Below are 7,771 nucleotides of genomic sequence, written 5' to 3' on the forward strand. Positions count from 1 at the left end.
CGTCGCGCCCTTAGCGGACGCTGGCGACCGCGTCGGAGCGGCCGTCGTTGATCGTCACCCAAACGCCGGAATTCTGATCGGACTGGCGCTTGAGATAGGTGTAGTCGGTGTCCGTCCAGGACAGCACCTTGGTCTCCAGATTGTCGAGGATGAACTCGCCCAGGCTGGTGCGCACGGTCAGCACCGCGTGGCCGTCGCCATTCGGCTGGCGCGCGACCGTCATCAGCAGATTGCCGGCGGGCACGCCTGCATCCATCAATTCGCGACGCTTCTCCAGCGCGTAGTCCTCGCAATCGCCATAGCCATTGTCGGGATAGGCCCAGTATTCCTCGACACCGTAGTTTTCCATGTCGGTGCGCGGCTTGATGCGGGTGTTGACCGAATTGTTGATGTTGACGATCGTCGCCCACAGTTTGCGGGTCAACTCGACCGGCGCGCCCTTCGCGGTTCTTTCGCTGCATTCGCCAGCAATGCGCTGGCAGAATTCATAATGGCCAACAGGCTGCGTGGTGCGTCCGCCGGTGTGCATATAGGCCGGTCCCGCGGCATATGCTGATCCCCAAGCGGAAAGCTGCATCGCCATTGCCACCAGCAACAGCTTGCCCCTCGTTTTCTTCATTGTTGTAGTCTCCCCGTTCGAAGGAGACATTGCCACGTGTGGATTTATTTGAGGCAAAAGCGCGAAGTAGATATTGAGTAAAACGCCAATAGAATAAACGTAAAATTTGAATCATTTGAGTATTAAATTGTTTGGCTTTGAAGCCTTGACCCTCGTGCATTGATAGTCACGCAAGTCTTGCCGGCAGCAGCCGAAGCACGCTGGTCATGGACGTAACAACGAAAAAACCGGCCGCGAGGGCCGGCTTCCCGGTGTTGCTGCCGGGCCTTGTCAGGCGCGCGGCGTGTTGAATTCGGAATCGAGCGTTTCGGGGCGCTGGATGACGGCGAATTCGATCGCGACGCCGTCCTCGAAATGGCGCACGACCTGCCCGCGCATGGTGCCGAGCATGACCTGGACGCCGATCGCCGGCTTGACGTCGATCTCGATGGCTGCGCCGGAGAGCGACAGGTCGATGATGCGGCACTGATACTGACGGCCGTCGGTGAGCTGCAGCACGCTGGTCGGATTGCGCGGCGCGACGCGTTCGTGGCGACGGTCTTCCGGCAGGTCGAGTTCGTGCTTGTTGGCAAGCCAGGTCAATTGCGCGGCGAGCTTGTCCTTCTTGCGATCCGACGCAATGACGGTCATCGCGAAACCGTCCTGCAAGGTGCGCGTGACGACACCCTCGATGCGGCCGATATGATCGATGTAGGCGATGATCTTTTCGCCGGGCATGCCGATGCGGTCGGTGCGAAACGCGACATTGCCCGGAGACATGTCGACGACCTGGCAGGGGTGCTCGGTGCGGTCTTCCAGCATGAAGCGCCCGTATATCTTGACCCGGACGCGCTGAAAGTTACGCCTTTCAGCTTGGGACGGTGCGTAGTCGACCGCCGCTGACCTCATGACTGCCTGCACCCCGTTTGGCATCCCACGCATCGATGCGAGGAACTTCATCAGAGAAGTACAACAAAGCGGGTTAACAAAGGGGAAAAGCGGGCGCTTTAGGCGTTTTGTTTTTATGCATCAAGCCGCGAGATTGCGGACTATTCCTCGCGCCCGCCATCGAAGACGACGAGATGGCGGATGCGGCGCGCCCGGCCGAGCGCCGAGATCGTCTCGGGTGCGCCGAGTTCATCGGGAACGAGCGAGGGAACATCGATCGCCGGGCGGTTGTTCAGGAGCTCCTTTTCCGGATCGATGACGCGGATCGAATCGATCAACGCGTCGGTGATCGGGTCGGCACCCAGCCAGAAGGGCTTCTCCACGGCGCTGATCACGCCCAGGCAGCGCGGATTTTCGACGCCGCCGTCAAGCGGCAGGGCAAGCAGCTCGAACTTGTTGGAGCGTCCGTTGCGGCTGAAGCCCTCATAGCTGATGAGCACGACCGATTTCTGGTCGAAGACGCCGTGGATCAGCCGCGAAACGAGCCGCTGATCCTTCTCGCGCCACAGAGACGGAAAGGAAAATCCCTTGAGCTCGCGGCCATAGCAGGCGCAAAGCCTGGTGCCTGCGAGCCGGAATACGGCTTGCCCGCGCGTGTCCCGTTCCAGGATAAAGGTGTCGGCCAGCAGCGATTTGATGTCCGCCGGCTCGACCTCCGAACGCTTCGGGGCAGGGCGTCCGTCACGCAGGCGATTCCAATATTGGAACAGCGTGATCGATCCGTTCTGGTTCATGCTATGCTGCTCCGCGCAATCTGTCGTCTGATGTCCCATCGGTGAACAGAAGGGCGCCCTCCGATGACTTACATGCGTTGCGGAGCAGGAAGCGTGCCAGCGTCGTTAACACTTGTTCACGGGTCGGGGTCGTTAAGGTTAACAAGTGGTTTACATTGCATCGAAGCGAGCCCCGTGGCACATAAAAACCACTCCAGAAGCGGTCGTTTCGCGACGATCGGCAGCACTTCAGTCAAGAGTTTTAGGGGAGCAGGGGGCTCGACCAGCCGTTCAAGGGAAACCTTGAACGGCTTCTTTTTTGATTCGCGCCCAGCGATTCGCGGTTTGCTGTTCGGTCCGCGGTGATCTAGATGCTCGAATCCCGAATCCCGCAGTGAGTGCAACTTCAATGAGTGAACCGGTAACGCCCCCGGATGCCGACCCGGTCCAGGACGCGCCGCCACAGCGGCGCGAGCCGGTGTTCAATCTGCCGCCCGTGGTGCTGGCGGTGATCGGCATCTGCGTGGCCGTCTATCTGCTGCAGCAGTATGTGCTGAGCGAATCCCAGCAGATGACACTGCTGTATGACGGGGCCTTCATCCCTGTTCTCTACACCGGCCAATACGGCTTCGACTGGTTCCTGTTTTCCCGGCCCTTCACCTACGCCTTCATGCATGGTGGCCTTGCCCACATTGCCATCAACATGGTGTGGCTCGCCGCTTTCGGTTCGCCGTTGGCAAATCGCCTCGGCACGCTCTGGTTCGCGCTGTTCTTTGCCGTGACCGGGCTGGCTTCGGTCGCGCTTTTCTGGGCGGTGCACCCTTACGGAGAGGCGCCGCTGGTCGGCGCTTCCGGTGCGATATCAGGCATGATGGGGGCTGCGGCGCGTTTTGGCTTCCGCACCGACCGTTCGGCCGGCAAGGCGGCTTTCGCCGGTCCTGTGCTGCCGATCGCATTCGTATTGCGCTTGCGCGGCGTCGTGATCTTCCTTGCCGTGTGGATGATCATCAATCTCGCCACAGGCCTTCTCGGCTTTGCCCCGGGGGTAGACGGCCAGATCGCCTGGGAAGCCCATATTGGCGGCTTTGTCGCGGGCTTCTTCGGCCTGCGCTGGTTCGACAGGCGATGGCAGGCGCCTGAATGGGAGACCGACGACCGCACTTGAAATGCAACCGATCGCGGCGCACGATGTTCACTCTTATGTGAAGGCCGGTCAGGGCAGGAACCGGCAGGCAAAGCAGAGGAGGACGCCATGACGGTTAAGGCAATTCTCGAGAAAAAAGGCCATGACGTGTTCACGCTCGGGCCGAACGAAAAGCTTAGCGAAGCCATCCGCATCCTGGCAGAACACAAGATCGGTGCGCTGGTCATCACCAATGGCGATCACAAGATCGTCGGCATCCTTTCAGAGCGCGACATTGTGCGGGTTGTCGCCCGCGAAGGTGGAGCCGCGCTCGATATCGCCGTGCGTTCGGCGATGACGCCGAAGGTGAAGATCTGCAACGAAAACCACACCGTTAACGAGGTGATGGAGATCATGACCCGAGGCCGTTTCCGCCATCTGCCGGTGGAAAAGGACGGCATGCTCGATGGGATCGTGTCCATCGGCGACGTGGTCAAGCGCCGCATCGAGGATGTCGAACGCGAGGCCGACGAGATCAGGGCCTATATCGCCACCGCCTGAGCGGTGAAGGGAACCGCCGGCCGGAGAACCGACGGGCGGGAGCCGTATCTACCTGTTGTCGAGTTCGGAACGGACGAGTTCGAGCCCGCGCCGGGTGATGCGGTAGGGTCCGCCTCCCGACGAAGAAACCGCCTTCTTCCGCTTCAGTTTTCGAAACATGTCGAGATCGACGCCCGGATAGTGCCAGCCATCGCGGGTCAGGCATTTGACGGAGGCGATCCGCTTTTTCTCGTTCTTTTCTATTTCAATGCGTCCGCCCTGCGCGAGCAGGTGCAGGATGCGCTGTTCTATGCGCGAAATATCCATGGGAGAGTTTTTCCGGGAAAACAAAAAATGCCGCCACCGCGAAGCTTCGCGGCACGGGGTTTCAGGTTTTCTGCCCTGCCTCGCTAGGAGGTCAGGGCCTTACCGGGACTGAGCGTAAGTGGACATCCACTCTCCATTGGAATGGACATCCAATAGGCGAAAGCGGCTGAAAAGGCCAGTCTGCGGCTTTGCGCTTGTCTCTTTTGGCGGTTTGCACTAGCGAAGTTGCACACCAAAATATGCGTAAACGCATAATCCGTAGTTCCAATACGCAGGCCAAAATGTCCCTCATCGACACCCGCACGCCCGACGCCAAGCGCCTTGTTTCCGGCGCCACCGGCGATTGGGAGATCATCATCGGCCTCGAGGTCCATGCGCAGATCACATCGGAAGCAAAGCTGTTTTCGGGCGCCTCGACCGCTTTCGGCGCGGCGCCTAACGCCAATGTCAGCCTGATCGATGCGGCGATGCCCGGCATGCTGCCCGTCATCAACGAGGAATGCGTCAAGCAGGCGATCCGCACCGGCCTTGGGCTGAAGGCGCAGATCAACCACAAGTCAGTCTTCGACCGGAAAAACTACTTTTATCCCGACCTGCCGCAGGGCTACCAGATCTCGCAGTTCAAGCAGCCAATCGTCGGCGAGGGCACCGTGATCGTCTCGGTCGGCCCGGACCGCCAGGGCGAATTCGAGGACATCGAGGTCGGCATCGAGCGGCTGCATCTGGAGCAGGATGCCGGCAAGTCGATGCACGACCAGCATCCGACCATGTCCTATGTCGACCTGAATCGCTCCGGCGTGGCGCTGATGGAAATCGTCTCCAAACCGGATATGCGCTCGGCCGACGAAGCCAAGGCCTATGTCACCAAGCTGCGCACCATTGTGCGTTATCTCGGCACTTGCGACGGCAACATGGACGAAGGTTCGATGCGCGCCGACGTCAACGTCTCGGTGCGCAAGCCGGGCGGCGAGTTCGGCACGCGCTGCGAGATCAAGAACGTCAACTCGATCCGCTTCATCGGCCAGGCCATCGACTACGAGGCGCGCCGGCAGATCGCCATTCTCGAGGATGGCGGCAAGATCGACCAGGAAACGCGGTTGTTCGACGCCGTCAAGGGCGAGACGCGTTCGATGCGCTCCAAGGAAGAGGCGCATGATTACCGCTACTTCCCCGATCCGGATCTTCTGCCGCTGGAATTCGACCAGGCTTATGTCGATGCACTGGCCAAGGAATTGCCAGAACTGCCCGACGACAAGAAGGCGCGGCTGATCGCGTCGCTCGGCCTGTCGACCTATGACGCCTCGATCCTGGTGTCGGAAAAGCCGATCGCCGATTATTTCGAGAAGGTGGCCGCCGGCCGCGACGGCAAACTGGCCGCCAACTGGGTCATCAACGATCTGCTCGGGCAGCTGAACAAGGCCGGAAAAGACATTGAAAACGCTCCGGTTTCGCCCGACCAGTTGGGCGCGGTCATCGATCTGATCAGGGATGGCACCATTTCCGGCAAGATCGCCAAGGATCTTTTCGAAATCGTCTGGAATGAGGGCGGCGATCCGCGCCAGCTGGTCGAAAGCCGTGGCATGAAGCAGGTCACCGACACCGGCGCCATCGAGAAGGCTGTCGATGAGGTGATCGCTGCCAACCCCGACAAGGTCGAACAGGCGCGCGCCAAGCCGAGCATGGCCGGCTGGTTCGTTGGCCAGGTGATGAAGGCGACCGGCGGCAAGGCCAACCCGCAAGCAGTCAACGACCTGGTGAAGACTAAGCTCGGCATAGCGGATCAATGAGCGGAGACCCGAACCCGGGAAACCCGGCAAGCGTCTCGTCGGCTCTGTTGATTGCCGGCGCCGTGCTGCTTTTTGTCGGCACGCTGCTTCATCCGATGCATGAAGACCCGAATGATGCGCTTCGCGCCTTCCGTGAATATGCCGCCGACCCTGTCTGGCTGTTCAGCCACATGGCACAGCTTGCCGGCGTCCTGTCTATGGTCGCCGGCCTGGTGCTCATCCTTGGCCGTCCGTCGGCCGGCCCGCTTCGTGGCTGGGCGCTTCTGACGACCGTATTCGGCGCAGCGTCTCTGGCGGCGGCAGCTGCCTTGCAGGCCGTCGACGGCATTGCACTGAAAGCGGTGGTCGATGCCTGGGCAATGGCTGATGCGGCGACAAAACCATCGTTGTTCAGTGCCGCCTTCGCCGTGCGCCAGATCGAAGTCGGCTTTGCCGCGATCAGTGCCATGCTGCTCGGCTTGACGGTTTTGCTCGCCAATGTCGCCCTGCGTCAGGCTAGGCACAGTCCGTTGTGGCTGTCGTCGCTTGGCGGCGCCGGCGCCGTGGGTGTCCTGATCGGCGGTTTCGCTACCGCGGCAACCGGTTTCTCCGACACTGCCATGGCGGCCAACATGCCGGGCAGCATGGTGCTTCTGGTCTGGGTCGTGCTGCTTGCCGTGATCGACTTCCGGCACAAGCCGGTCGCTGCATAGGCGGGGAAAGAATCCGTGTTCGTCCGCACCGCAGGCGAACGCGACCTTGCCGCTGTGCGGACGCTGCTGGTGGAAACCTGGCATGCGACCTATGACGCCATTTATGGCGCTGCCAAAGTCACCGAGATCACCGATGAATGGCACTCGATTGCCTCGCTCCGCTCGCGGCTGACACGGCCGAACTCGGAATTCCTGGTGGCCGATGACGGCAAGCGTATTGGCGGCATGGCTTTCGCCGCCGCAACCGCGGATGCGAAGGTCATTCTGCTGAACCAGCTCTACGTCCATCCGGACTGCCAAAGGCGAGGGATCGGGCAGGCACTGCTCGACGAGGTCGAAGCCAGTTTCCCGGAAGCGCGAACGCTGCGTGTCGAGGTCGAGGAGGCCAATGGCGCTGCCATTGCTTTCTACCGATCGAAGGGTTTCTTGCCCGTCAGCGCCGCCGCAGAATCCCGTGAGAGCTCAAGGCCGACGACGCTGAGTTTCGAGAAGTCGCTCGGATAGACAGCCCGGCCGGTAATTGTCTCGCGTTTTTGATTTGACCGGCCCCCGCAGTCGTATCAACGCTGCCTGAGCCCGCGTCCGCATCCAAGGGACGCGACGGCGCGAGGGGGATGTTCATGCCAAGCTTGCCGGAACTGATGCCGACACAGGTGTCGGACGAAACCTTTGGCGGCGTCACCTATCACATTGCGGGCGAGCTGGTGCCGGTGCTTTCGGTCGATGTGACGCGGATGCCGGTCTATTTCGAGCACCACATCCTTTTGTGGAAGAATTCCACCATCACCATCGGCCTGAAATCGCTGAAGGGTGCGCTGAAGCGTATGATGGCCGGCATGCAGATCTTCGTCACCGAGGCGTCGGGGGCGGGCATCGTTGCCTTCAGCCGCGATGGGCCGGGCCACATCGTGCCGATCCATCTCAGGCACGGCGAGGAGATCCAGGTGCGCGAGCACCAGTTTCTCGCCGCCACCGGCAATGTCGACTACACCTTCGAGCGCGTGCGCGGCCTGGCGACGATGCTGTTTGGCCAGAGCGGCTTC

10 protein-coding genes are annotated in these 7,771 nt (G+C 61.0%); 6 read left to right on the forward strand and 4 right to left on the reverse strand.

The features are described from left to right. Positions 1–10: 10 nt before the first annotated feature. The 3 genes from EN935_RS14250 to EN935_RS14260 form a co-directional block, all read right to left on the reverse strand. Positions 11–619 carry a transglutaminase-like cysteine peptidase gene (locus EN935_RS14250; protein WP_109671713.1) on the reverse strand — a complete coding sequence of 203 codons (609 nt, stop codon included), beginning with the start codon at positions 617–619 and terminating at the stop codon, positions 11–13. Positions 620–889: 270 nt separating this feature from the next. After that, positions 890–1,507, reverse strand: a complete 618-nt coding sequence (locus EN935_RS14255; RefSeq protein ID WP_109671769.1) for a PilZ domain-containing protein — start codon at positions 1,505–1,507, stop codon at positions 890–892. A 140-nt stretch (positions 1,508–1,647) separates the two neighbouring features. Further along, a complete protein-coding gene (locus tag EN935_RS14260; protein ID WP_109671712.1) occupies positions 1,648–2,280 on the reverse strand; it encodes a PAS domain-containing protein in 633 nt (210 codons plus the stop codon). Positions 2,281–2,668: 388 nt separating this feature from the next. Here EN935_RS14260 and EN935_RS14265 point away from each other — a divergent pair, with 388 nt between their 5' ends. Then, on the forward strand, positions 2,669–3,424 hold the full coding sequence (locus EN935_RS14265) for a rhomboid family intramembrane serine protease (protein ID WP_127264801.1): 756 nt from the start codon (positions 2,669–2,671) through the stop codon (positions 3,422–3,424). Between the two features lie 87 nt (positions 3,425–3,511). Beyond that, on the forward strand, positions 3,512–3,943 hold the full coding sequence (locus EN935_RS14270) for a CBS domain-containing protein (RefSeq protein ID WP_109671710.1): 432 nt from the start codon (positions 3,512–3,514) through the stop codon (positions 3,941–3,943). 48 nt (positions 3,944–3,991) lie between these two features. Here the strand turns inward: EN935_RS14270 and EN935_RS14275 are convergent, their stop codons facing one another. Then, a complete protein-coding gene (locus tag EN935_RS14275) occupies positions 3,992–4,249 on the reverse strand; it encodes a YjhX family toxin (RefSeq protein WP_023759402.1) in 258 nt (85 codons plus the stop codon). A gap of 281 nt (positions 4,250–4,530) precedes the next feature. On the opposite strand from EN935_RS14275, the gene gatB reads away from it, so the two are divergent. From gatB to EN935_RS14300, 4 genes are all read left to right on the forward strand, one after another. Beyond that, positions 4,531–6,036, forward strand: a complete 1,506-nt coding sequence (gatB, locus tag EN935_RS14285; RefSeq protein WP_109671709.1) for an Asp-tRNA(Asn)/Glu-tRNA(Gln) amidotransferase subunit GatB — start codon at positions 4,531–4,533, stop codon at positions 6,034–6,036. After that, the gene (locus tag EN935_RS14290) at positions 6,033–6,728 is read left to right on the forward strand and encodes a hypothetical protein (protein WP_126069248.1); all 696 of its coding nucleotides are present in this window, start codon (positions 6,033–6,035) and stop codon (positions 6,726–6,728) included. Before gatB ends, EN935_RS14290 begins: the two co-directional genes overlap by 4 nt. Positions 6,729–6,743: 15 nt before the next feature. Next, positions 6,744–7,232: a GNAT family N-acetyltransferase gene (locus EN935_RS14295; protein ID WP_127264800.1), complete on the forward strand. Its 489-nt coding sequence runs from the start codon at positions 6,744–6,746 to the stop codon at positions 7,230–7,232. 116 nt (positions 7,233–7,348) lie between these two features. Further along, positions 7,349–7,771, forward strand: a 423-nt coding sequence (locus EN935_RS14300) for an AIM24 family protein (protein WP_206534517.1), incomplete at its 3' end; no start/stop codon positions are given.

Source organism: Mesorhizobium sp. M7D.F.Ca.US.004.03.1.1, assembly GCF_003998635.1.
GTDB lineage: Bacteria > Pseudomonadota > Alphaproteobacteria > Rhizobiales > Rhizobiaceae > Mesorhizobium > Mesorhizobium loti.